22 protein-coding genes are annotated in these 24073 nt (G+C 72.5%); 17 read left to right on the forward strand and 5 right to left on the reverse strand.

Going from position 1 to position 24073, the window contains the following annotated elements; translation table 11 throughout:
• Nucleotides 1-102: 102 nt before the first annotated feature.
• Nucleotides 103-1383, reverse strand: a complete 1281-nt coding sequence (locus tag EDF48_RS17680; RefSeq protein WP_165901506.1) for an extracellular solute-binding protein — start codon at nt 1381-1383, stop codon at nt 103-105.
• A 246-nt stretch (nt 1384-1629) separates the two neighbouring features.
• Here EDF48_RS17680 and EDF48_RS17685 point away from each other — a divergent pair, with 246 nt between their 5' ends.
• From EDF48_RS17685 to EDF48_RS17700, 4 genes are all read left to right on the forward strand, one after another.
• Nucleotides 1630-2685, forward strand: coding sequence for a LacI family DNA-binding transcriptional regulator (locus EDF48_RS17685; RefSeq protein WP_131847558.1), 1056 nt, complete (start codon nt 1630-1632; stop codon nt 2683-2685).
• Between the two features lie 607 nt (nt 2686-3292).
• Nucleotides 3293-4495 carry a Gfo/Idh/MocA family oxidoreductase gene (locus EDF48_RS17690; protein ID WP_243698136.1) on the forward strand — a complete coding sequence of 401 codons (1203 nt, stop codon included), beginning with the start codon at nt 3293-3295 and terminating at the stop codon, nt 4493-4495.
• Nucleotides 4492-5784 (forward strand): DUF993 family protein, encoded by a 1293-nt coding sequence (locus EDF48_RS17695; RefSeq protein WP_131881660.1) that lies wholly within the window; start codon nt 4492-4494, stop codon nt 5782-5784. Before EDF48_RS17690 ends, EDF48_RS17695 begins: the two co-directional genes overlap by 4 nt.
• Nucleotides 5781-6686: a sugar phosphate isomerase/epimerase family protein gene (locus EDF48_RS17700; RefSeq protein WP_131881662.1), complete on the forward strand. Its 906-nt coding sequence runs from the start codon at nt 5781-5783 to the stop codon at nt 6684-6686. The genes EDF48_RS17695 and EDF48_RS17700 overlap by 4 nt, the downstream gene beginning before the upstream one ends.
• A gap of 37 nt (nt 6687-6723) precedes the next feature.
• Here EDF48_RS17700 and EDF48_RS17705 read toward each other — a convergent pair whose 3' ends face one another.
• Complete coding sequence (locus EDF48_RS17705) at nt 6724-7377, reverse strand: methyltransferase domain-containing protein (RefSeq protein WP_131881664.1); 654 nt, start codon at nt 7375-7377, stop codon at nt 6724-6726.
• A gap of 175 nt (nt 7378-7552) precedes the next feature.
• Nucleotides 7553-8302 carry a FadR/GntR family transcriptional regulator gene (locus EDF48_RS17710; protein ID WP_111086527.1) on the reverse strand — a complete coding sequence of 250 codons (750 nt, stop codon included), beginning with the start codon at nt 8300-8302 and terminating at the stop codon, nt 7553-7555.
• Nucleotides 8303-8482: 180 nt separating this feature from the next.
• On the opposite strand from EDF48_RS17710, the gene EDF48_RS17715 reads away from it, so the two are divergent.
• Genes EDF48_RS17715 through EDF48_RS17740 form a run of 6 tightly spaced genes read left to right on the forward strand, consistent with a single transcriptional unit; the run spans nt 8483 to nt 14647 of the window.
• A complete protein-coding gene (locus EDF48_RS17715; RefSeq protein ID WP_131881665.1) occupies nt 8483-9880 on the forward strand; it encodes an MFS transporter in 1398 nt (465 codons plus the stop codon).
• Complete coding sequence (locus EDF48_RS17720; RefSeq protein ID WP_131881667.1) at nt 9877-11595, forward strand: dihydroxyacetone kinase family protein; 1719 nt, start codon at nt 9877-9879, stop codon at nt 11593-11595. The genes EDF48_RS17715 and EDF48_RS17720 overlap by 4 nt, the downstream gene beginning before the upstream one ends.
• Before the next feature lie 10 nt (nt 11596-11605).
• Nucleotides 11606-12091: a ribose-5-phosphate isomerase gene (locus EDF48_RS17725; RefSeq protein ID WP_131881669.1), complete on the forward strand. Its 486-nt coding sequence runs from the start codon at nt 11606-11608 to the stop codon at nt 12089-12091.
• Nucleotides 12091-12891, forward strand: coding sequence for a triose-phosphate isomerase family protein (locus EDF48_RS17730; protein WP_131881671.1), 801 nt, complete (start codon nt 12091-12093; stop codon nt 12889-12891). Before EDF48_RS17725 ends, EDF48_RS17730 begins: the two co-directional genes overlap by 1 nt.
• Nucleotides 12888-13733, forward strand: a complete 846-nt coding sequence (locus tag EDF48_RS17735) for a sugar phosphate isomerase/epimerase family protein (RefSeq protein ID WP_131881673.1) — start codon at nt 12888-12890, stop codon at nt 13731-13733. Before EDF48_RS17730 ends, EDF48_RS17735 begins: the two co-directional genes overlap by 4 nt.
• Nucleotides 13730-14647 carry a phosphogluconate dehydrogenase C-terminal domain-containing protein gene (locus EDF48_RS17740; RefSeq protein ID WP_131881675.1) on the forward strand — a complete coding sequence of 306 codons (918 nt, stop codon included), beginning with the start codon at nt 13730-13732 and terminating at the stop codon, nt 14645-14647. The genes EDF48_RS17735 and EDF48_RS17740 overlap by 4 nt, the downstream gene beginning before the upstream one ends.
• 80 nt (nt 14648-14727) lie before the next feature.
• On the opposite strand, the gene EDF48_RS17745 is transcribed toward EDF48_RS17740, so the two are convergent.
• On the reverse strand, nt 14728-16284 hold the full coding sequence (locus EDF48_RS17745) for a hypothetical protein (protein ID WP_131881677.1): 1557 nt from the start codon (nt 16282-16284) through the stop codon (nt 14728-14730).
• An 80-nt stretch (nt 16285-16364) separates the two neighbouring features.
• On the opposite strand from EDF48_RS17745, the gene EDF48_RS17750 reads away from it, so the two are divergent.
• The 4 genes from EDF48_RS17750 to EDF48_RS17760 all read left to right on the forward strand — a co-directional run bounded on the left by EDF48_RS17750 (nt 16365) and on the right by EDF48_RS17760 (nt 19109).
• Nucleotides 16365-17126, forward strand: a complete 762-nt coding sequence (locus EDF48_RS17750; protein WP_131881679.1) for an SDR family NAD(P)-dependent oxidoreductase — start codon at nt 16365-16367, stop codon at nt 17124-17126.
• 281 nt (nt 17127-17407) lie between these two features.
• Entirely contained in the window at nt 17408-17575 is a 168-nt protein-coding gene (locus tag EDF48_RS19245) for a hypothetical protein (protein WP_159572230.1), read from the forward strand.
• Nucleotides 17576-17619: 44 nt separating this feature from the next.
• A complete protein-coding gene (locus EDF48_RS17755) occupies nt 17620-18495 on the forward strand; it encodes an alpha/beta hydrolase (protein WP_165932459.1) in 876 nt (291 codons plus the stop codon).
• Nucleotides 18496-18593: 98 nt separating this feature from the next.
• Nucleotides 18594-19109 carry a hypothetical protein gene (locus EDF48_RS17760; RefSeq protein WP_131881683.1) on the forward strand — a complete coding sequence of 172 codons (516 nt, stop codon included), beginning with the start codon at nt 18594-18596 and terminating at the stop codon, nt 19107-19109.
• Between the two features lie 51 nt (nt 19110-19160).
• Here EDF48_RS17760 and EDF48_RS17765 read toward each other — a convergent pair whose 3' ends face one another.
• A complete protein-coding gene (locus EDF48_RS17765) occupies nt 19161-20642 on the reverse strand; it encodes a PLP-dependent aminotransferase family protein (protein WP_165932460.1) in 1482 nt (493 codons plus the stop codon).
• Between the two features lie 34 nt (nt 20643-20676).
• Between EDF48_RS17765 and EDF48_RS17770 the strand changes: the two genes are divergently transcribed.
• The 3 genes from EDF48_RS17770 (at nt 20677) to rlmN (ending at nt 23857) form a co-directional block, all read left to right on the forward strand.
• Complete coding sequence (locus EDF48_RS17770) at nt 20677-21411, forward strand: pyridoxamine 5'-phosphate oxidase family protein (RefSeq protein ID WP_131881687.1); 735 nt, start codon at nt 20677-20679, stop codon at nt 21409-21411.
• Between the two features lie 334 nt (nt 21412-21745).
• On the forward strand, nt 21746-22534 hold the full coding sequence (locus tag EDF48_RS17775) for a C40 family peptidase (protein ID WP_132100794.1): 789 nt from the start codon (nt 21746-21748) through the stop codon (nt 22532-22534).
• 90 nt (nt 22535-22624) lie between these two features.
• The gene (gene rlmN, locus EDF48_RS17780; RefSeq protein ID WP_111086542.1) at nt 22625-23857 is read left to right on the forward strand and encodes a 23S rRNA (adenine(2503)-C(2))-methyltransferase RlmN; all 1233 of its coding nucleotides are present in this window, start codon (nt 22625-22627) and stop codon (nt 23855-23857) included.
• Nucleotides 23858-24073: the final 216 nt, after the last annotated feature.

Genomic DNA, 24073 nt, shown 5'->3' on the forward strand with positions numbered 1-24073 from the left:
GATGATCCTCTTCGTTCGTCGCTTGCGGGGGGAGCGGACAGGGCGCTTGGCGCGGAACGCCGGCCAGGGCGGGGCCGGACGCGTGCGCCCGGCCCCGTTCCGTCAGCCGACGTGCTCCTCGTAGTACTTCGTGATCGTCTCGAGGGTCTTCTTCGCCGACTGCTGCCCGTTGATGAGCTTGCCGACCTCGGCCGTGGTGGGATCGGTGCCGAGTTCCTTGCCCTCGACCGCCCACTTCGCGCTCTCCTTGGCGTAGGAGCTCGAGATCGGGTCGGCTGCGTCGATCTCCTTCTGGTACAGCGCGAAGGAGTCCTTGGCCGCCTGGGACTCGAACGGGTACTGGATGTCCAGCCCGGTCTCGACCGGCAGGAAGCCGTTCGTCGTCACGAGCTCGGCGTAGTTCGTCGGGTCGTACATGTAGTCGATGAACTTCTTCGCGGCGGCACCGCGGGCGTCCGAGTTCTCGAAGCCGACGATGTTGCCGCCGTAGTTGATCTCGGTGGCGTGGGTCGGGTCGGCCGGGGTGGCGGCACTCGCCCAGTCGAAGTCGGTGATGTTCGACGCGAAGTCCGACGACTGCCACACGCCCGAGAAGTACGCGACGACCTGACCGCTCTTGAACAGGGCGTTCGGGTCCTGACCGCTCGTCCACACCGACTTCGGCATGAGCGAGTCGTCGTTCATGTCGGCGAAGTCCTGCAGTGCGTCGACGGTCTTCGCGTCGGTCGGGAAGGAGCCGTCCTTCTCCTGCTGCATGAAGTCGGTGCCCTTGGTGAACATGTAGGCACGCAGACGCGACGGCGACGAGTCGAACACCATGTCGTACTTCGCGCCGGTCTTCGCCTTCACCTCGTCGGCGGCCGTGAGGAACTCGTCCCAGGTCCACGCCTTCGCGGGGTCGGTCGGGTAGTCGACGCCGGCCTTCTCGAACAGCGACTTGTTCACGAACAGGCCGGCAGCGGTGACGTCGGACGGGATCGAGGTGACCTTGCCGTCGTCGTCCTTCGCGATGATGTCCTGGTCGATCTTGTTCGCGTCGTCGTCGACGATCGAGGCCAGGTCGACGGTCTTGCCGGTCCAGATCGGGTCGATGCCGGCGGCGCGCACGACGTCGGGCAGCGAGTTCGCCTGGGCGGACTCGCGGAGCTTGGTCTGCAGCCCGTCGTACGGCAGGTTCACGATCTTGACCGTGACGCCGGTCTTCTCCTCGTACGCGGTGGCGAGGTCCTGGTAGCCCTTCTCCTGCGCGGTGGAGGTGGAGAGCCAGAAGGTCAGCTGATCGACCTTGCCGCCGTCGCCGGAGCTGCCGGAGGCACAGCCGCTCAACAGGGCCAGTGCGGCGATGCCGCCGGCGAGCGCGAGCATTCTCTTGGATGACTTCATCGTCACTGCTTTCGTTCGGGACCACTGGCGTCTGCCGTGGGCGAGCGTTCGGGGTGTCTCGGCCGAGGACCCCAGGTCTACACGACGTGAGCGCTCATGGCAAGCGCTTTCCTGCGCGATGTTCTGACAATGTGACCAGCCGTCTCGGAAGGCCGCGCCGGCGGCGCGGACGCTGGTCGGGCCTCCCGGGAAATCGCTATCCTCACCACAGACCGCGCACGGCGCGGACCGGACTGGAGGCACGACATGCCCGAGCGAGGCACCGTCACCCTGGCCGACGTGGCCGAGCTCGCAGGCGTGTCGCTCGCGACCGCCTCGCGGGCGCTGAACGGCAGCACGCGGAAGGTCCGACCGGAGTCGGTGGACCGTGTGCAGGCCGCCGCCCACGAGCTCCGGTACACCGCCAACGTGCAGGCGCAGGCGGTCGCTCGCGGGACCACCACGACCCTGGCGCTCGTCGTCGGCGACATCGCCGACCCCTACTTCGCCGCGATCGCCGCCGGGGCGATCCGGGCTGCCGACGACGCCGGGCTCGTGGTGACGATCACCTCGACCGGCGGGGACCCCTCGCGCGAGGCCGCGGTGCTCGGGGTGGTCGCCGGACTCCGACCGCGGGCCGTGGTGCTCGCCGTGAGTCGTCGACTCGGTGCCCGGCAGACGTCGGGAGCGTCGGACTCCGCAGCTGCCGTCGGCGCGCTCGTCGCCGCCGGTGCCGGGGTGTCCGCGCTCGTGTCCGACCTCGACGGTGCCGCGGCCGGAGTGCCCGGCGTGCACGGGGTCGTCATCCGGAACCTCAGCGGTGCCGCGGCCCTGGCGGGAGCGCTCGTCGAGCAGGGGCACGACTCGTTCGCCGTCCTGTCCGGCGATCCGGACCTGGCCACGGCGCACGCGCGGGTCGAGGGCTTCGTCGCAGGACTCGCCGCCCACGGCATCCGGGTGCCGGACGACTCGGTGGTGCCGTCGGCGTTCACGCGCGACGGCGGGTACCAGGCGATGGTGACCCTGCTCGACCGGGCGGCGGGAGGCGCGTGGACGTTGCCGCGGTGCGTGTTCGCGGTCACCGACCTGATGGCGGTGGGGGCGGTCGCGGCGATCCGGGAGCGCGGGCTCGTCCCCGGGGTGGACGTCGGCGTCGCGGGGTTCGACGACGTGCAGATGCTCGCCGACGTCGTGCCGGCGCTCAGCACGGTGCGGCTCCCGCTCGAGGAGATCGGGGAGCGGGCGGTGCGGCGGGCGCTGGGTCTCGAGGCCGACGGTGCCATCGACGGCGAGGTCGTGCTGCGCGCGAGCACGGCGCGGTAGCGCGGCGGGGGCGGGGCGCTCGCGCTTGGTGAGCAGAAAAGGTCGGGTCCGGCGCCGCCACTCGACCTTTTCTGCTCACGGAGTGTGGCGCCGGCGGCTGGTCGGGCTCGAGGGCGCGCGACACGCCGTCGGCCGGGCGTCGAGGTTCCGCAACATGCCGCGGGTTCGGCGCCGAGGTTCCACGGAGTGCCGCCTGGCGCTCCGAGGTTCCACGGAGTGCCGCCTGGCGCTCCGAGGTTCCGAGATCTCGGAACCTCGGATGGCGCGGTCGGGGGCGTCCCAGGCGGTCCCCATCGGCCACCGGCGAATGCGGAGCGTCGCACGACACGCCGACGCCCGGGGCGTCGAGGTTCCACAACATGCCGCGGGTTCGGCGTCGAGGTTCCACGGAATGCCGCTCAGCGCCCCGAGACTCCAAGATTTCGGAACCTCGGGCGCGGGCCGCCGCCGCCGGGCCCGGCCGCGCGTGTGCGTTCGTGTTCGGGTACTACTGCAGCGCGCCGGGCGTGGTGTACGGTTCCGGGCAAGCGCTTTCCACCACGCGGAGAGCAGGCCACAGCGAGCAAGGGAGCACGCGTTGACCACCACGCGCACCATCGGCATCATCATGAACGGCGTCACCGGACGGATGGGCTACCGCCAGCACCTCGTCCGGTCGATCCTGGCCATCCGCGAGGACGGCGGACTCCGGCTGCCGGACGGCTCCCGCGTGCAGCTCGAACCGATCCTGGTCGGCCGCAACGCCGCGAAGCTCGAGGAGATCGCCACCCGCCACGGCCTCGAGCACTGGACGACCGACCTCGACGCCGCCCTCGCCGACCCGCGCTGGGACGTCTTCGCCGACTTCGCCGTCACGAGCGCCCGTGCCGACGCCCTGCGCAAGGCGATCGCTGCCGGCAAGGCGGTCTACACCGAGAAGCCGACCGCCGAGACCTCCTCGGAAGCGCTCGAACTCGCCCGTCTGGCCGCCGAGGCCGGGGTGCCGAACGGCGTCGTGCACGACAAGCTCTACCTGCCCGGCCTCCGGAAACTGCGCCGCCTGATCGACTCCGGGTTCTTCGGGAAGGTCCTCAGCGTCCGCGGCGAGTTCGGCTACTGGGTGTTCGAGGGGGACTGGCAGACCGCACAGCGCCCGAGCTGGAACTACCGGCAGCAGGACGGCGGCGGGATCGTCGTCGACATGTTCCCGCACTGGAACTACGTGCTCGAGCAGCTGTTCGGCCGCGTCGAGTCCGTGTACGCCCGCGCCGTCACCCACATCGAGCAGCGCACCGACGAGCAGGGTCACGAGTACCCGGCGACCGCGGACGACGCCGCCTACGGGGTCTTCGACCTGGCCGGCGGCATCACGGCGCAGATCAACTCGAGCTGGGCGGTCCGGGTCGACCGTGACGAGCTCGTCGAGTTCCAGGTCGACGGCACAGACGGCAGCGCCGTCGCGGGACTGTTCGGCTGCCGGATCCAGCCACGAACGGCGACGCCGAAGCCGGTGTGGAACCCTGACCTGCGGGACGACCGCGACTACAAGGCGCAGTGGCTCGAGGTCCCCGACAACGAGGTGTTCGGCAACGGGTTCCGCGCCCAGTGGGAGGACTTCCTGCAGGACCTGGTCGCCGGCCGCCCGCACCCCTACGACCTGCTCTCCGGTGCCCGCGGCGTGGCGCTGGCGGAGGCCGGCCTGCGGTCCAGCGCCGAGGGTCGACGCGTGGACCTGCCGGAGCTGCACCTGCGCACAGGGGCCGAGCCGCGCCTCCAGGTCGAGACACCGGAGGTCGCCCAGCACACCGAAACGGTCGGCGCACGCGCATGACCGACCTCACCCTCCTCGCCGCCGACGGCTCGACCAGCCGGGCGACCCTGAACCCGCCGGCAGTCACGGCCGCCGCCAAGCCGACCGCGCCCCTGACCGAGCGCCTCGTCTACGCGGCCGCCCACGTGGTCCCGCGCGCCGCCGCCGACAACACCCCCGGCGCCCCGGCCGACCTCGACTGGGACGCCACCCTCGCGTTCCGCCACCACCTGTGGTCGTGGGGACTCGGCGTCGCCGACGCGATGGACACCGCGCAGCGGAACATGGGCCTCGACCCGACCGCGACGAGCGAGCTCATCACCCGCAGCGCCCGCGAGGCGCACGCCGTCGGCGGCCGCCTCGTCGTCGGCGTGAACACGGACGACCTGCCGGACGACGGGGACGACCTGCCCACCGAGCAGCAGGTCGTCGACGCCTACGTCGCCCAGCTCCACCACGCCGAGGACGCCGGCGCCGGCGTCGTGCTCATGGCGAGCCGCCACCTGGCCCGACTCGCGCAGCGCGCAGACAGCGACAGCCCCAGCAGCAACGCTGCCGCCAGCACCTACCGCCGCGTCTACGGCCAGGTCGTCGAGCGGGCGAGCGCCCCCGTCGTCCTGCACTGGCTGGGGGAGGCCTTCGACCCCGCCCTCGCCGGCTACTTCGGCGGGCAGCAGGGCCCCGACACCGTGCTCGACATCATGCGCGACGCCGGGCCGAAGGTCTCCGGCATCAAGATGAGCCTGCTGAACGCCCGCGCCGAGGTCGCCCTCCGCTCCCAGCTGCCCGCGACCGCCCGGATGTTCACCGGCGACGACTTCCACTACGTGGACCTGATCGCCGGAGACCGGGCCGGAGACCGAGCCGGAGACCGAGCCGGAGCACGGGGCCGAGCCCACTCCGACGCCCTCCTCGGCGCCTTCACCGCCATCGCCCCCATCGCCTCCGCCGCCGTCCAGGCCCTGCCCGACGAGACCGCCTACCGCACCCTCCTCGCCCCCACCGAGGCGCTCTCCCGCCACGTCTTCAGCGCCCCGACCTGGCACTACAAGACCGGCATCGCGTTCCTCGCCTGGCTGAACGGCCACCAGCCCGCCTTCCAGATGGTCGGCGGCCAGCACGCCGGCCGCTCCCTGCCGCACCTGTCCGAGACCGTCCGGCTCGCGAACGCCTGCGGCGCCCTCGAACACCCGGACCTCGCCGCCTCGCGCTGGCACTCGCTGCTCGCGGTGGCCGACGTGGAGACACGGCCGACCGGGAGGCCCGGATCACCCACCGCCGACCGCACCGTCGCCGAGGTGGTCGCGTGACGACCGCGGCGGACGCCGTCACGCCGGTCCGGTCCGCCGGTGCTGCGCCGCATCCGCGGCTGTCGGTCAACCAGGCGACGATCAAGTACGCGCCGCTCCGGCAGGCGCTCGACACCGTGGCCGGGGCCGGCGTCGGAGCCATCGGCACCTGGCGGGAGCCCGTGGCCGAGGTCGGTCTCGCCGAGGCCGTCCGGATGGTCGCGGACTCCGGGCTCCGGGTGTCGTCGCACTGCCGCGGAGGCTTCTTCACGCTCCCGCCAGGCACCGCGCGGCAGCAGGCGCTCGACGACAACCGCCGCGCGATCGACGAGACCGCCGCCCTCGCCGCGGCCGGAGCACCCGGTTCGGCGCCCGTGCTCGTGCTCGTCGCCGGGGGACTGCCCGAGGGGTCGCGCGACCTGGTCGACGCCCGGGTCCGGGTGGCCGATGCGCTCGCCGACCTGGTGCCGCACGCCCTCGACGCGGGGGTCCAGCTCGCCGTCGAGCCGCTGCACCCGATGTACGCCGCCGACCGTGCCGTGGTGTCGACGCTCGCGCAGGCGATCGACCTGGCGGCGCCGTTCCCGGCCGCTGCCGTGGGGGTCGTGGTCGACACGTTCCACGTGTGGTGGGACCCGGCGCTCGCGGGGTCGATCGCCCGCGCCGGGGCTGCCGGGCGGATCGCGTCGTACCAGGTGTGCGACTGGACCACCCCGATCGCGGCGGACCCGCTGCTGTCCCGGGGCTACCCGGGTGACGGCCACGTCGACTTCGGGCCGGTGACGGACGCGGTGGTCGCTGCCGGGTACACCGGTGACGTCGAGGTCGAGCTCTTCAACCAGGCGATCTGGGACACCCCGCCCGCCCAGGTGGTGGCGCGTGTCGTGCAGGCGTTCGACGCCGCGGTCCCACTCCCGCGCTGACCGTCCGGCGCTGCACCGTCCGGCGCTGCAGCCGTCGTCAGCGCGCGCGGCGGACCAGCACCACGCTGTCGAGGACCTCGTGCGGGTCGCCGTCGGGAGTCGTCGCGGTGCGCGGCCGGAGTTCGTCGGCGACGACGTCCCACGAGCCGTCGAGCTGCAGGGCCGTCAGGTCCTCGTCGGGCGTCGGGAACCGGTACTCCCGCATCTCGGCCGGCAGGTCGTCGCGCGGAGGGGCGGCGTGCGCGGTGACGAGCAGGTGCCCGCCGACCGTGACGAACCCGGTCGCCCGGTGCAGGATCTCCGCGCGGGGGATCTCGACCGGCCACGACTGCAGGAACGACGCCGTCACCAGGTCGAAGCGCGCAGCCGTCTCCCACGTGGCGAGGTCGGCGGCGACGAACGCCGTCCGTTCCTCGACCCCGGCCGACACGGACGCCCGCGAACCGCGCTCGATCGCCGTCACCGAAAGGTCGACCCCGAGTGCGTCCCAACCCTGCTCGGCGAGCCAGACGACGTCGCCGCCCTCACCGCAGCCGAGGTCGAGCGCGCGCCCCATCGGCAGCGCCCCGGCGACGTCGGCCAGCACCGCGTTCACCCGGCCCGACCAGATCCCGTCGCGCTCGGCGTACCGCTGCTCCCACCAGTCGCGGGCCGAGCCGACGCCATCGGTGGTGGTCTCGTGTGCATGCATCCGCCCACTCCAGCGCACCCGCCGGGCCCGACCCAAGCCCTGTTGCCGCCCCGGCAACGTCGCACGGTGCGAGGCGGACCCGCACCGCGCCTCCCGGCCGCCCGATCGTGAGCAGAAGATGTCGGGTCGGCGCCACGGACCCGACCATTTCTGCTCACGAAGCGCACGCGCCCCGCTACTCGGCGGGAGGGATGGGCTCCGCGTTCTCGATGCGGGCGCTCGCCGTGGCCATGTGCTCGTCCATCGCACGCTGCACGGCGGGCACGTCGCCGGCCCGGAGCGCCTCGTAGATCGCGCGGTGTTCGTCGTAGGCGGCCTCCGTGGCCTGGCGGGTCTGCACGCGGCGGCCGACCCACACGCTGAGCATCGAGCGCAGGCTCTGCAGCAGGTCGCCGAGCACGTCGTTCCCCGCGGCCCGGGCGAGCAGGACGTGGAAGCGGACGTCGGCGTCGATGAAGGCCTCGGGGTCGTCGAGCGTGGCCTCTTGCCGGACGAGGTACTCGCCGAGCTCCGCGACCTGCTCGGGCGTGGCGCGCTGCGCGGCGAGGATCGCGACCGTGCGCTCGAGCGACGACCGGACCTCGAGCAGCTCGCGGGTGCGGTTCGACGCGAGCATGAGGCCCCACGACAGCGTCGTCGGCAGCAGGTCCGAGGTGCCGCCCTGCAGGTACGTGCCCGAGCCGGGCCGGATCTGCACGATCCCCAGGATCTCGAGGGCCGCCAGGGCCTCGCGAACGGCGGAGCGGCCGACACCGAGCCGCTCGGCCAGGATCCGCTCGGACGGCAGTCGCGAACCGGGGGCCAGCTCGCCCGCGGTGAGCAGGGACACGAGCTGTCGGGCGACCTCGGAGGCGGGCGACCCCGCGGGCACGGACTCGAGTTCGAGTCGGATGTTGAGGGGGTCGTCCGGGCTGAACGCGGGCATGCAGTGAGCGTACCGTTCGGTCAACCGGTTGGGCTTCGAGGCACTGGGAATGGTTTGGTCAACCGGTTGACAAGTCGGATTTGAGTCCGCACACTGGACCAGGCGCACCGATGCGCCCGCTCCGTCCGGGCGCAGCAGCACGGGTCGGAGTCGTACCACCCCCACCGAGCAGGAGTCATCGTGGACATCCCCGCCACGCGAGGCATCCCCACCTCGGTCGTCGAGAAGACGGCCATCCGCAAGATCGCGATCCGCATCGTGCCGTTCGTGGCACTGATGTTCTTCATCAACTTCCTCGACCGCACCGCGATCTCCTTCGCGGCCCCGAACGGCATGGAGGCGGACCTCGGTCTGACCGCCGCCCAGTTCGGGTTCGCCTCCGGCGTGTTCTTCATCGGCTACCTCGTGCTCGAGGTGCCCTCCAACCTGGCGCTGCACAAGTTCGGCGCGCGCATCTGGCTCGCGCGCATCATGATCACGTGGGGCATCGTCTCGCTGCTCTTCACGTGGGTGCAGAACTACCCGCAGCTCGTCGGGCTGCGCTTCCTGCTCGGCATCGCCGAGGCCGGCTTCTTCCCCGGCGCGATCCTGTTCCTGTCGACGTGGGTGCCCGCCCGGCACCGCGGCAAGATGCTCGCGCTGTTCTACTTGGCCCAGCCCCTGACGAGCGTCATCGGCTCCCCGCTCGCCGGCTGGCTGATGACCCACGAGGGCATGCTCGGCGGCCTGGCCGGCTGGCGCTTCATGTTCCTGTGCGTCTCGATCCCGGCGATCATCGTCGGCGTCCTGTGCCTCTTCGTGCTCAAGGACAAGCCGTCGCAGGCGAAGTGGCTCGATGAGGACGAGAAGCTGTGGCTCGAGGGTGCCCTCGCAGCCGAGAACAAGGCCAAGGGCGGGGGAGGCGGGCACGCCAAGGGCGGTCTCCGTGCAGCCTTCGGTTCCGGCCGCGTCTGGATGCTCGCCGCGGTCTACTTCGGCTTCATCTACGGCCTCTACGCACTGAGCTTCTTCCTGCCGACGATCATCGACGGCTTCCAGGAGCAGTTCGGCACCACGTTCGACCTGTTCCAGAAGGGCATGATCACGGCGATCCCGTACGTCCCCGCCGCGGTCGTCCTCTACTTCTGGTCGCGTGACGCCTTCCGCCGTGGCGTCCGGGTCTGGCACATCGCAGTCCCCGCGCTCGTCGGTGGCCTGAGCATCCCGGTCGCGCTCTACATGAACAGCCCGGCCGCCACGATCGCCGTCATCGCGGTCACCGCGTGTGCGATCTTCGCCGCGCTGCCGAACTTCTGGACCGTGCCGACGCAGTTCCTGACCGGTGCCGCCGCTGCCGCGGGAGTCGCGCTCATCAACACGATCGGCAACCTCGGTGGGTTCGCCGCCCCGTACATCACGGGCGTCGTCAGCGGGTGGACCGGCGGCTACCAGGTCCCGATGTTCATCGTCGGCTTCTTCATGGTGCTGTCGAGCGTGCTGATGTTCGTGCTCGGTCGGAACACCAAGCGGAACGAACGACGGGACGCCGACGCTGCGGCGCAGGCCACGACGACCACGACCCAGGAGAGCCACGCATGACCCGCCTGTTCAACGACCCGGCCGACTTCGCCGACGAGATGGTCGACGGCTTCGTGGCCGCGAACCAGGCCCGGGTCCGCAAGGTCCACGGCGGCGTCGCCCGCTCGACCACCAGCCCCGAGGGGACCGTCGCGCTCGTCGTCGGCGGTGGCTCCGGCCACTACCCGGCCTTCGGCGGACTCGTCGGGCACGGTCTGGCAGCCGGTGCGGCGATGGGGAACCTCTTCGCCAGCCCGAGCGCCCAGCAGGTCACGGCGGTGGCGAAGGCGTCCGAGCACGGCGGCGGCGTGCTGCTGAGCTACGGCAACTACGCCGGCGACGTGCTCAACTTCGACGCCGCGGCGCGGGCACTGGCCGACAGCGGGATCGACGTCCGCACCGTGCGGGTGACCGACGACGTCGCCTCCGCCCCGAGCGCCGAAGCCCACAAGCGTCGTGGCATCGCCGGTGACCTCTGCGTCTTCAAGGTCGCCGGTGCCGCAGCGGAACGCGGGGACGACCTCGACGCGGTCACCGCGATCGCGACCCGCGCCAACGACCGCACCCGCAGCTTCGGCGTCGCCTTCTCCGGCTGCTCCCTGCCCGGTGCCGACGAACCACTCTTCACCGTCCCCGAGGGCCGGATGGCCATCGGCATGGGCATCCACGGCGAACGCGGCATCGCCGAGGCCGACGTCCCCACCGCGTCCGGACTGGCCGACCTGCTCGTCGACAAGCTGCTCACCGAGCTGCCATCCGGTGTCGTCGTCGACGGGGCACGCGTCGTCCCGATCCTCAACGGCCTGGGCAGCGTCAAGTACGAGGAGCTCTTCGTCGTCTTCGGCGCCGTGCAGCGCGGGCTCGCGGCGGCCGGTGCCGTCGTCGTCGAGCCCGAGGTCGGCGAACTGGTCACGAGCTTCGACATGGCCGGCGTCTCGCTGACGCTCTTCTGGCTCGACGACGAACTCGAGCAGCTCTGGGGCGCCCCAGCCGACAGCCCCGCGTTCCGCAAGGGCGGTGCCGTCCCGCAACAGCCGGTCGCACCCGAGGCCCTCGCCGCGGACGAGCAGGCACCGGTCACGCCCGGCACCGAGGCGTCGCAGGCGTCCGCCGCCCGGGTCGCCGAGGCGATCACGGCCATCCGCACCACCATCGACGACCACGCCGACGAGCTCGGTCGGATCGACGCCGTCGCCGGCGACGGCGACCACGGCATCGGCATGCAGCGCGGCTCCACCGCCGCGGACCGCGCCGCTTCGGACGCGCTGACGCGCGGCGCCGGCGCCGGGAGCGTCCTGGCGATCGCCGGAGACGCCTGGTCGGACAAGGCCGGTGGCACGTCCGGCGCGATCTGGGGAGCCGCCCTGGAGGCACTGGGTCGCGTCCTCGGCGACGCGTCACGTCCGACCGCCGCCACGGTCCAGAGCGCGGTGCACGCCGCCACCGAGGCGGTCCTCGCGTTCGGAGCCGTCCCCGGCGACAAGACCATGGTCGACGCGATCGTCCCGTTCGACCAGGTCCTCACCGACCGCGTCGAGGCCGGCGACGACCTGGTCCGTGCCTGGTCGGCCGCGTCCGTCGCGGCGACGGCCGCCGCCGACGCGACCGCTGACCTGCTGCCGAAGATGGGCCGCGCCCGCACCCACGGCGAGGACGCGGTCGGCACCCCCGACGCCGGCGCGATCTCGTTCGCCCTGATCACCGCCGCGGTCCTCGCGACGCTGGCCGAGAAGTAAGGAAGCCCCCATGACCGAGCAGCAGTTCCGCATCGTCGTCGGCTCGGACGACGCCGGGTTCGACTACAAGGAGATCATCAAGGCCGACCTCGCGAAGGACCCGCGCGTGGTCAGCGTCACCGACGTGGGCGTCGATGCGGACGGGCACACCGCGTACCCGCACGTGGCGGTCGACGCAGCACGACTGGTCGCGAACGGCGAGGCAGACCGGGCGATCCTGATCTGCGGCACCGGACTCGGCGTGGCGATCGCGGCGAACAAGGTCCCCGGCATCCGCGCCGTCACCGCGCACGACTCGTTCAGCGTCGAGCGTTCGGTCCTGTCGAACGACGCCCAGGTCCTCTGCATGGGCCAGCGGGTCGTCGGCGTCGAGGTCGCCCGCCGGATGGCGAAGGAGTGGTTGGGCTACACGTTCGACCCGTCCTCCGCCAGCGCGTCGAAGGTCGCCGCGATCTGTGCCTACGACGGCTCGGCCCCGGTCGGGACCGACGCCTGATGCCGGCGACCACGGCGGCGGCCCCGATCACGATCGGGGTGTCGCTCAAGATGTACTTCGGGCACGCCCGGACGCTCGAGTGGGCGGCCGCCGTGGCCGACATCGCCCGGACCCACCCGGCGGTGCAGTCCGGCGCCGTCGAACTCTTCGTCATCCCGACGTTCCCGTCGCTCGTGCCGGTGCACGCCGTGCTCGAGCGCACCCCGGTGCTCCTCGGCGCGCAGGACCTGGCGTGGGCCGACGAGGGTGCCTTCACGGGTGAGGTGTCCGGCCGCGAACTCCGCGAGGTCGGTGTTGACCTGGTCGAGATCGCGCACGCCGAGCGGCGCTCCCTGTTCCACGAGTCCGACCAGGACATCGCCGGCAAGGTGGACGCCGCCTTCCGCAACGGCCTGCGTCCCCTCATCTGCATCGGTGAGACCGACCGCGCGGCCGACGGCGACCCGTCCGCTGCCGTCGCCGAGGTCACCGCGCAGCTCGACCGCTTCGTCGCGACGGCGGTAGCCGACGGACTCGCCGGGCGGGTCATCGCCGCCTACGAGCCGGTCTGGGCCATCGGCGCACCGCAGCCCGCTCCCGACGAGCACATCATCGCGGTGCTCGCGGGCATCGAGCAGCACCTGGCGAACCGCCCGGAGCTCACCGGTTCGGTCGTCATCTACGGCGGCAGCGCCGGGCCGGGCCTGCTCACCCGGGGACAGGGCCGTATCGGCGGCCTGTTCCTCGGCCGCTTCGCCCACGACCCCGAGGCGATCCGCACGATCCTCGACGAAGCCGAGGCGCTGGGGGCGACCGCATGACCTCCCTGCTCGGCCTCTCCACCTACGCCTACTTCTGGCGCATGTCCGACCGTGTGCCGGCACCGCTGTCCCTCGACGACGCCCTGCGCGACGCTGCGGCCCACGACGGCGTCGACCTGTTCCAGATCTGCGACCACCTGCCGCTCGACACCGCGTCGGACGACCGGCTGGCCGCGATCCGGACGCTGGCCGACGATCTCGGGCTCACGCTCGAGGTCGGCACCCGCGGCACCGACCCGGCGCACCTCGCTCGGTACCTGCACATCGCGCAGGTGCTCGGCGCGACGCTCGTCCGGTCGATGTGGACGAGCGGCGACGACCAGCCGGACGCCGCCGAGACCGAACGCCGTCTGCGCCAGGCGCTCCCCGCCTACGAGGCGGCCGGGGTGACGCTCGCCCTCGAGACCTACGAGTTCGTGGCCACCGCCGACCTCGTGGCGGTCGTGCAGGCGATCGGCTCCGACCACCTCGGCATCTGCCTGGACCCGGCGAACACCGTCGCACGGCTCGAACACCCCGCCGACGTCGTCGCGATGACCGCCCCGCACGTCGTCAACTGGCACGTCAAGGACTCCGGGTTCACCCGGTCGCCGGGGTGGGTCGGGTTCCAGTACACCGGCGTCCCGATGGGCACCGGGGTCGTCGACCACGACAGCATCCGCGCCGCGATCGACCCCGACACCCGCGGGATCAACCGCGTCATCGAGTTCTGGCTGCCGTGGCAGGACGAGCACGCGGGCGCCGAACCACGACCGGGCGAGACGCCCGCACAGACCACCACCCGCATCGAGGCGGCGTGGACCGAACACACCATCGAGCACATCAGGAGCAAGGAATCATGACCGACACCGTCACCACCCCCCACACCGTCGCTGCCGGATCCGGTACGGCCGACGTCACCGTCGCCGTGATCGGTGCCGGCGGCAAGATGGGCACCCGCGTCTCGAACAACTTCGCGAAGAGCGAGTACACGACGCTCTACAGCGAGGCCTCGCCCGCCGGGCAGGAGCGCATCCATGCCCTCGGCCGGTCACTCACCGACAGCGTCGAGGCCGCCAAGGTCGCCGACGTGGTCATCCTCGCCGTGCCGGACGTCCTGCTCGGCACCATCTCGGAGCAGCTCGTCCCGGTCATGAAGTCGGGTGCCAGCATCCTGACGCTCGACCCGGCCGCCGCCTACGCCGGACTGCTCGCCAAGCGCGAGGACATCCACTACGCCGTGGCGCACCCGTGCCACCCGTCGGTGTTCCTCGAGCGCACCACCAAGGCCGAGTGGGACGACACCTTCGGGGGCATCGCCGCCCCGCAGGAGGTCATCGCGGCCTTCGACGCGTCGGAGTCCTTCGGTGACCAGGACGAGCGCGCCAAGGCGATCGCCGAGGCCGTCATCACCACCATGTACGCGCCCGTCATCCAGGTGCACTGGGTCACCGTGAAGCAGCTCGCCGTGCTCGAGCCGACCCTCGTCGAGACCATCGCCTGCATGATCGGCGACTTCCTCAACGACGCCCTCGAGGAGACCGTCACCGGTGTCGGCGTGCCCCGCGAGGCCGCCCGCGCCATGCTCTACGGCCACACCTGGATCGCGCTGACCAACGGCCTGCGTGGCTCGAACCCGTTCTCGGACGCGTGCCACATCGCCATGGGCTACGGCCGCGAGAAGCTCATCAAGGAGGACTGGAAGCAGGTCTTCGACGACAGCGAGCTCGACAGCGTCATCGCGAAGATGCTCAAGATCGACGCCGTCCGTCGCTGACGTTCGTCTGACCCGCCAGAGCGACAGATTCCCGCCGACCATCGGCGGGAATCTGTCGCTTTCGCGGTACTCACCGCCCGCTATCCCGGCAGCCGCCCGCCGCGGGGTCCCCAGGCCTCGGCGAGGGTGATCGAGGCGACCCCCGGCACCGTCAGCGCCTCCACCGACGCCGCGAACCACGCCCGCGCCGCCGCCGAGTGCTGCGCCGGATCCGTCGCGTCCGCCACGAACTGCGGCCCGTACCCGGCCTCGACCGTCGCATCGGTCACCGGCGGGCGCGCGGACGTCGCCACCGCGTTGAACCGTGGCCGCAGCGTCACCGGTCCGACGTGCAGCGCCCTGCCGGCGGCCAGCCTGGAGGCGCTCATCACCACCCAGCGCTGCATCCGGATCGACTCGGTCACCTGTTCGGGCGACCGGTCGTGCATCTGCGGCGTCACGCTGAACGTCAGGGGCCCGTCCCAGTCGCGGAACAGGTCGACGGTCCGGTTCAACTCCGTGAAGTGCGCGCGGGTGCCCGCCACGACCTCGAGGTCGCCGGCAGCAGCCGCGGCGTCGCGCAGGGCCCGCTGCAGCGCCGGGGTCGTCACGTGCGAGGTCGGGTCGAACGCGCCGATCCGCACGACCGCGCCCGAGTCGAGCACGTCGTCGATCGCGGCACGCAGCACGTCCGGGTCGTCGGTGACGAACCGGACGTCGAGCGGCCCGCCACCAGCGTCGCGCCGAGCTGATGCCAGCACGGCCCGGACGTTCGGATCGCCGAGCACGGGTTCCACCAAGACCGGCACATCGAGCGGCACCGCGGCCGGGCGCGCGTCGGCAGGGCGCGCAGCCGCCGGGGCCGAGGCAGCGAGCAGCTGGAGCGTCGGCGGCGGGGTGACCACGGCGGTGGGAGCCGGCCCGTCCAGGAACGCGAGGTCCGGGGCGGGGGAGGCCGTGCCTCCCGGTCGGTCGTCCGTCGTCGCGCGCAGCGTGAGCGACTGGTGGACCACGGAGCCCGCGTCGAGCGCGACGGGGAACGGCTCGGACAGCGGCGTCGAGTAGGTCTTGAACGAGGCATCGGTCCAGTTGCGCTGGTCCTCGGTCTCGAACACGTCGCCGGCCAGGTCGAGCGTCAGCGCGACCCGACCCGTCGACCAGTCCAGCCCCGACAGGTCGGCGGCCGGCTGGTGCGGCGCGATCCAGGTCGGGAACACGGCCTCGGTGACCGTGCCGGACGGGTGCCGCGCGGTGACGGGCACGCCGGCGAGGGTCGGCGGGTGGAGCACGACCAAGCCGATGCGGTTGCGGCGGAACGGCGTCGTCGTGGTGCCGACCGCGTCGACGTGCAGGGTGGGGCCGTCGACGGTGACCTCGAGGACGTACCGCAGCACCTCGGCGTCGTCGTAGCTGGCGCTGGCCTCGATGCGGAGCCGCCCGCTCGTGCTGTCGGCATCCGTGTCGGTCATCTGGGCGAGCACGGTGTCGTCGGCGGTGCGCCAGTCGTGTTCCCGCGTCACGAAGCGGATCGCCCGCAGCACCGGTTCGCCGTCGTACGCCAGGTCGGCGAGCTCGGCACCGCGCAGCGTGAACCGCCACGCACCGATCGACACCACAGTGCCCATCGACGTCACAGCGCCCATCGACGTCACAGTCATGGCTCATGACTACCACCGGTCAACCGGTTGGGCAATGATGGGTCCGTGGAGCGACGACGCTCCCAGGACGGAGCTCCCGCATGACCGCACGACTCGACCACAGGACCGCACTCGTCACGGGGGCGGGCTCCGGCATCGGCCGTGCGATCGCGGACCGGTTCGTCGCCGAGGGAGCGCGCGTCGTCTACGCCGACCGGGACGCGACGGCGGCGGGCACCGCAGCAGCGGCAGCCGGCGCGCTCGCGCTGCCGCTCACCATGGACATCGCCGACGAGACCAGCGTCGCGGCCGGGTTCGCCGCCCTCGCGGAGCGCGACCTGACGCCGAACGTGGTGGTCGCGAACGCCGGCGTGCAACTGTTCGGCCAGGACGCTGCGGTCGCGGACGTCTCGCTCGACACCTGGAACCGCACGGTCGCGGTGAACCTGACGGGCACGTTCCTGACCGTGAAGCACGCCGTCCGGGCGATGCTCGCGGCCGGCGGCGGCGGGTCGATCATCGCGACGGGCTCACCAACCGGGCTGAACGGCGAGGGTGCGGACTTCGCGGCCTACTCCTCGACCAAGGGCGGCATCCACTCGCTCGTCCGCGCGACCGCGATGGCCTACGCGCGGGACGGCATCCGGGTGAACACCGTCGTGCCGGGCTACACCGAGACCGGGCTCGTCTCGGCGATCTCCGGCGACCCCGAAGCGCGGGCCGCGATCGTCGCCCGCACGCCCCTCGGTCGCCCCGGCACCCCCGACGACGTCACCGGCATCATGGTCTACCTGGCCAGCGCGGAGTCGTCCTACGCGACGGGCGCCGAGTTCCGCGTCGACGGCGGCATGACGAGCCTCTGACCGCGGCGTTCCGCGAAAGCGACAGTGTGCCGCCAACGGTTCGCGGCACACTGTCGCTCTTGCGGACGTGACGGCACGCGGCCGACGAGATCTGTCGCCTTCGCAGGACGCACCTGCACCCCGACCGGGAGGCCCGGCGCAGCCCCGTCAGGCCGGCGTGCGTGAGCCCGATCGTCGCGCTCTCCGGCCTTTGGCCATGGAACGCAGGCCCCCGTCCGGGGGTGCGGCGTCCGGGTACTTTCGGCTGCAGCGAACCACTCGCTATTCAGGGAGAAACCACGATGACGAACTACGAATCCGCCGACGGGGTGGAGCCCGTCCAGGTCACCACCTACCGTCTCGTCCGCAAGGCCGCCCGACGTGGTTGGGCCGTGCCCACCGACGAGGCCGAACCGTCCCTCGCCGACCTCGTGAGCACCCGCGGCTCCGCGCGCCCCGAGGCCCGCTGACCCCGCCACCGACGCCGCATGGGGGCCAGCAGTATCGTCGGCTCATGCCCCCTTCGACCCGAGCGGTCACCCGTGGCGTCGAGGTCGGGACCCGAGGTTCCGACAGCGGCGTCCCCGTACTGGTCCTGCACGGCAGCCCCGGTGGCATCGACGTCGCCGAGCTGATGGCGACGTTCCTGCCGTCCGAGGACTTCCGCGTGGTCACGGTCTCACGACCGGGCTACCTCGGCACCCGGCTCGACGCCGACCACTCCACGATCGACGACGAGGCCGACCAGCTCGCCGGGGTCCTCGACGACCTCGGCATCGACCGGGTCGGTGTGCTGGCCTGGTCCGGTGGTGCTCCGGCCGCGTACCGACTGGCGGTCCGCCACCCGGATCGGACCAGGGCGCTCGCCGTCGCCTCCGGGGTGTCCGGTCGCTGGGTCCCCGGGTCGGCGGGACCGGCCGAACGACTCGTGACCGACACTGCGTTCGGCGCCGGTCTCGCATCGGCCGCTGCGCGCATCGCCCCGGCTGCCGCGGCACGCGCTGCGGTGGCCGGCGTGAGCACCCTGCGTGGCGGTGCCCTGCGGGACCACGTCGCCGGCGTGCTGGCCGACCCGGTGCGGCGGGCGTTCCTGCTCGGCCTCGCCCGGACCGGCAACGCCTCCGGACCCCGACGCGCCGGCTGGGACAACGACGTGCGCCAGCTCGCGGCCGTCGAGTCGCTCGACCTCGGAGCCGTCCGAGCCCCGACGCTCCTGGTGCACGGCGACGCCGACACCGAGGTCCGGCCGGACGACAGCACCCGCGCCGCCGCAGCGATCCCCGGCGCCGAGCTCGTCACGCTGCCGGGTGGCACGCACTTCGCGCTCTGGGACCACCGCGACGCCGCCGCCGTGCAAGCACAGGTGCGCGCACACCTGCAGCAGCTCTGACCACCGGTTCGCCCGCTTGCTCACGATCCGGTATCGACGAGGTCTCGATCTCGACACGACGCCCCGTGCGTGACCACGGCGCTGCCACGATGGCGGCTATGGCTTCCCTCCGACTCGCGCTGCCCGTCGTCGCCGGTGCGCTGCTCGCGTCCCTCGCCCTGTCCGGCTGCTCCGCAGACGCCTCGTCGACACCGACGCCGACCTCGTCGAGCGCTCGGTCGGCGGACGCAGCGGTCGACGCACCGGCGGCGTCCCCCACGGTGGACCCGATGGAGGAGGACCGGAGCGCCGCGGCCGTCTGCGGGCAGATCAGCGCGCTGTCGACGATCGCCCTGAACGCCTCGGACGGTCGTTCCCGCGGTGCCCTGACCGATGCGCAGTACGAGGCGCTGATCGCGGCGGAGCGCTTCGGGTACGAGCACCTGTCGAGCAGCGACGAGCGGCTCGACAATGCCATCGACTACGCGCACGAGTACCTCGACGCCCACCGGGCACCCACGTCGGGGCCGGCGCTCCAGGACAGTGCGGAGTGGGACCTCGTCGGGCGCACCCTGAACACCGCGTGCCAGCAGGCCGGTTCGAACGTGGTGGCGACCGCTCAGTCCGGCGGCTGATCGCGACTCGTCCGGCGGCCAGAGCGCACCGGGGCACCAAGAACACCAGGGTCACGCAACGGTCTCGGTCCGCTCGACCGACGCGATCAGCGCGTCCAGCGCACGGTCGAGCTCCGGCACCGTCACCGCCCCGTACCCCAGCACGAGCCCGGCCGGGGTGCTGCCCGGAGCCATCCCGTACTCCTCGAGCGTCGAGACGAGCACGCCGGCACCGGCCATCCGCGCCGCGACCTCCTGCCCCGTCGCCGGACCGGACCACACGACCACCGCGTGCAGTCCGCCGGTCAGGGCACGGGCCTCCAGTCCGACGACGTCGTCGAGCCGGGCCGCGATCCGGGCGCGACGGTGCGTGTAGTCGCGCCGGACCCGCCCGAGGTGCCGGCGGAGCGCGCCGGTCCGGAGCAGGTGCGCGAGCGCGACCTGCACGGGCTCGGCGACGACCGCGCCGCGGGCGCGACGGGCACCGAGCACCGCGTCGGTGACCCCGGCCACGGATCCGGCCCCGACCGGTACACCTGCCGCCCCGGGCAGCACGACGTAGGAGCAGCGCAGCCGCGGGTCGAGCGTCTTCGAGAACCCGCCGACGTGCAGCACCACCCCGTCGGCGTCGAGCGCTGCGAGTGCGGGCACGGGGCTGCCGCGGTGCCGGAACTCCGAGTCGTAGTCGTCCTCGACCACGAGCGTGCCCGTCGCCGCAGCCCAGGCGAGCAGCCGCTGCCGTCGCGCCACCGGCATCACCGAACCGAGCGGGTACTGGTGCGTCGGCGTGACGAGCACGACGTCGACCGGCGGTGCGGCGGTCAGGGCGTCGAGGTCCATCCCGTCGTCGTCGAGCGGGATGCCGACGACGGTCCCGCCCGCGCTGAGCACCGCACGCTGACCGGTCCGGTACCCCGGGTCCTCGACCGCGAAAACGGGGGCGCGACCGAGGCGCACGCGGAGTGCCTCGGTGACGAGTGACAACGCCTCGGAGGTCCCCGCGGTCAGCAGCACCCGGTCGACCGACGGGGCGAACCCGCGACTCAGGCCGAGCTGCGCCACGACCTGCGCGCGGAGCTCCACCGTGCCGAGGGGGTCCGCGACCGCGTTCCGCAGTGGGGCGTCGGCCGCCGCCCGCCAGGCTGCGCGCCAGTCCCGCTGCGCGATCGCGGTGACGGCGGGGACCCCGGGGCGGCAGTCGATGGTCCGGGCGGCGGCAGCGGCCATCGCCGTCGCACCCGGGTCCGACGCTGGCAGCAATCCCCCAACGGCGCCGCCCCGGCCGCCGATGCTCGCCACGCCGCCTGTGCCAGCCGACGCGACGACCCGCGCCACCGCACCGTGCCGCGTCCGGATCCAGCCCTCGCCGTCGAGCTGGTCGTACGCGGCGACGACCGTTCCGCGTGCGACGCCGAGCTCGGCGGCCAACGCCCGGGTCGAGGGCAGCGGATCGCCCTCGCGCAGCGTGCCGTCGTGGACCATCCGCCGGATGCGGGCGACGACCCCTGCGGTCTTGCCGGACTGGTCCACCACGATCACCTCGATCTGGTCCACGCACTGGACCACTGTCGAACCTAGCGTGGCCAGCATGAGCACCCCCACCCCCGTCGACGGCCCCGACCTGCGCGTCCGACGCATCCGCGAGCGCCAGTCCGACGACCCCGCCGTCCTCCGGGCGATCCTCGCCGAGGCCCACCTCGCCCACGTCGGGTTCGTCCGCGGCGGCCACCCGATCGTGCTGCCCTTCCTGTGCGGCGTCGGCGACCTCGGCGCCGGCCCGGTCCTGCTGCTGCACGGCTCGACCGGCGGCGGCCTGTTCCTCGAAGCAGGTGCCACCGGCGTGCAGGTCGCAGCGACGGTCACGCACCTGGACGGGCTCGTGTTCGCCCGTTCGACCTTCGACAGCTCGGCGAACTACCGCAGTGCGATGATCGCGGGCGCCGCGACGGTGGTGCCGCCCGAGCTCCGCACCGAGGCGCTCTGGCAGGTCTCCGACCACCTCATGCCCGGCCGCCGCGACGAGGTCCGCGAAATGACCCCGAAGGAGGTCCGCGCCACCCAGGTCCTGCAGCTGCCCCTCGATCGCGCGAGCGTGAAGGTCCGGTTCCAGGGCAACGGCGAGGCCGCGGACGACGGCGAGGACCACGCGGTCTGGGCCGGCGTGCTGCCGCTCGCGGTCCGCGCGGGCGTCCCGGTACCGGGGGACATCTCGGGGGACGCCCCGGTCGACGCGTCCGTCGTGGCGCTGGCGGCTCGCCTCGACCGCCTGTCCTCCGACCGGGAGGCCCGGATCGCCGCCGTCATGCGGGTCGCGTCCGTCTGAGGCCGGGTCTTCAGGCCCCTGGGCGCGGATCCGCCGCATCTGAGCGACCTGCGAGGACCGCCCGTTCCTGTGACGAGCCGCAGGAACACTCCGCGACTGCCCAGCCTCGATCCGCCCCGTGACCAATACGTTACTTTCCGGATCGCCCAGCGGTCCCGACCCGGAAGGACCCATGGGACGCCACGCCCTGCCTGCAGCAGCCGAAGACCGACAGCCCTCGCGAGGGACCCCGCACACCGCGGTGGAACCCGCTCCGGCGTCTCCGCAGCCGCAGCCGTCCCGTCCCCGTGGTCGTCGCTCGGCCCTCGGTCCCGCTGCTGCCCGGGCCACGTTCGTGGAGCACCCGAAGCCGACCCGCACCGTCCGGATGCAGCCGCGTCCGCTCCCGGTCGCCTCGAGCGCCGGTGCGGCCGTGCTGAGCCGGAAGGCCGTCCTGCGTGCCGAGCGGGCCGTCGACCCGCGGCACATCCGCCGCACCGCGAACGCCAAGCGTGCCGCGATCCTGCTCGCACCGGCGATCGCCGTGACCTCGAGCCTGACCCTGGCCGTGCCGGCGAACGCGGCGACCCCGGCCGAGACGCAGCAGGGCACGACGACCTCGCAGGCCGCGCAGACCTTCACCGTGGCGCACGACGTCAAGGTCCCCGTCGTCACGACCGACGGCATGACCACCACGACCACGGTCGTCTCGTACCCGACGCTCGACCTGCGCTTCGGGGTGACGACGGCCCAGGCGCAGTCGGCCCTTTCGGCGGCGCTGTCCGCCGGCGGCGACCGCGCCACCATCGTCGAGACCGCCCTGCAGTACATGGGGGACCCGTACGTCGAGGGTGGCGCGAGCCACGAGGGCATCGACTGCTCCGGCCTGACGATGGTCGCGTACGCGGCTGTCGGCATCCCGCTCGTGCACTACGTCCCGACGCAGGACGCCGCGGCGACGACGATCCCCGAGTCCGAGGCGCTGCCCGGCGACATGGTCGTGTACGACGACGAGGACCACGTCGGCCTGTACCTCGGCCAGGGACTCGTGCTGCAGGCACCGCACCCGGGCGAGGTCGTCGACATCGTGCCGATGTACTCGGCCGCGCACCACTTCGCGCGCCTGCTGCCCGCCGGCAGCTGACCCGACGCAGGCGGGGCCGTGGATGGTGACCATCCCGGCCACCGGAGGGTCCGGCACCGACGTGTCACGGGCCTCCCGTATCCTGGCCTGATGGCTTCCGACACCCGTACCCCGTTCGAACAGCAGCAGTCTGCTCGTCCGCAGGTGCGCCCGCGCACCGAGGGCTGGAAGCAGGCGACCGACACCGACGGCCGTCCGCTGCTGCAGTTCGCGTCGCCGAAGCGCGGCAAGCCGCCCGTGCACCTGGCCGACCTGACGGCCGAGGAGCGCGAGGCCCGCGTCAAGGAACTCGGGCTGCCGGGCTTCCGCGCGAAGCAGCTCGCGACCCACTACTTCACGCACTACACGTCCGACCCGGACAAGATGACCGACCTGCCGGCCGCCCAGCGCGAGCAGCTCGTCGCCGGGATGCTGCCGCCCCTGCTGACCGAGACCCGGCGGCTGGCGACGGACAACGGCGACACGATCAAGTTCCTGTGGAAGCTGCACGACGGCGCCCTGGTCGAGTCGGTGCTCATGCGGTACCCCGGTCGCATCACGCTCTGCGTCTCCTCGCAGGCCGGCTGCGGTATGAACTGCCCGTTCTGCGCCACCGGCCAGGCGGGGCTGACCCGCAACATGTCCACCGCCGAGATCATCGAGCAGATCGTCCGGGCCAACGCGGCCATCGCCGCCGGGGAACTCGGGGGCGATCCCCGCAAGGGCGGCAAGGACCGCGTCGACGCCGAGCGCGTCACGAACATCGTGTTCATGGGCATGGGGGAGCCGCTCGCCAACTACAAGCGGGTGATGGACGCCGTGCGGTTGATGGTCGCGCCGCAGCCGAACGGCCTCGGCATGAGCGCCCGCGGCATCACGATCTCGACCGTCGGGCTGGTGCCCGCGATCCTCAAGCTGGCGGACGAGAACATCCCGGTGACCTTCGCGCTGTCGCTGCACGCCCCGGACGACGAACTCCGCGACGAGCTCATCCCGGTGAACTCGCGCTGGAAGGCCGACGAGGCGATCGACGCCGCGCACAACTACTACGTCAAGACGGGCCGTCGTGTCTCGATCGAGTACGCGCTCATCAAGGACATGAACGACCACGCCTGGCGTGCGGACCTGCTCGCCGAGAAGCTCAACAAGCGCGGCAAGGGCTGGGTGCACGTCAACCCGATCCCGCTCAACCCGACACCGGGCTCCGTGTGGACCTCGTCCGAGGTGCACGTGCAGGACGAGTTCGTCCGCCGGCTCAACGCCGCGGGTATCCCGACGACCCTGCGCGACACCCGCGGCAAGGAGATCGACGGGGCCTGCGGGCAGCTCGCTGCAGCGGAGTAGCCCCGCCGCCGACGGGGGCTCCCGGGCCGACACGCCCGGGAGGAACCACGGTTGGCGAGGCCCCCGGAGCCTGTGTAGTGTTACCTCTCGTTGCCACGGCGGCGGAGAACGGAACGGCTGCGACGGTCACTGGGTTTACCCGGGGATCTTGTCCGCCACGGTTCTTCCCCGGGCAGCGGATTCACCAGCCTCTCTGGCGGAGCATCTTCGGGTGTC

This window comes from Curtobacterium sp. PhB191 (assembly GCF_004346515.1).
In the GTDB taxonomy this organism is placed as follows: Bacteria; Actinomycetota; Actinomycetes; order Actinomycetales; family Microbacteriaceae; genus Curtobacterium.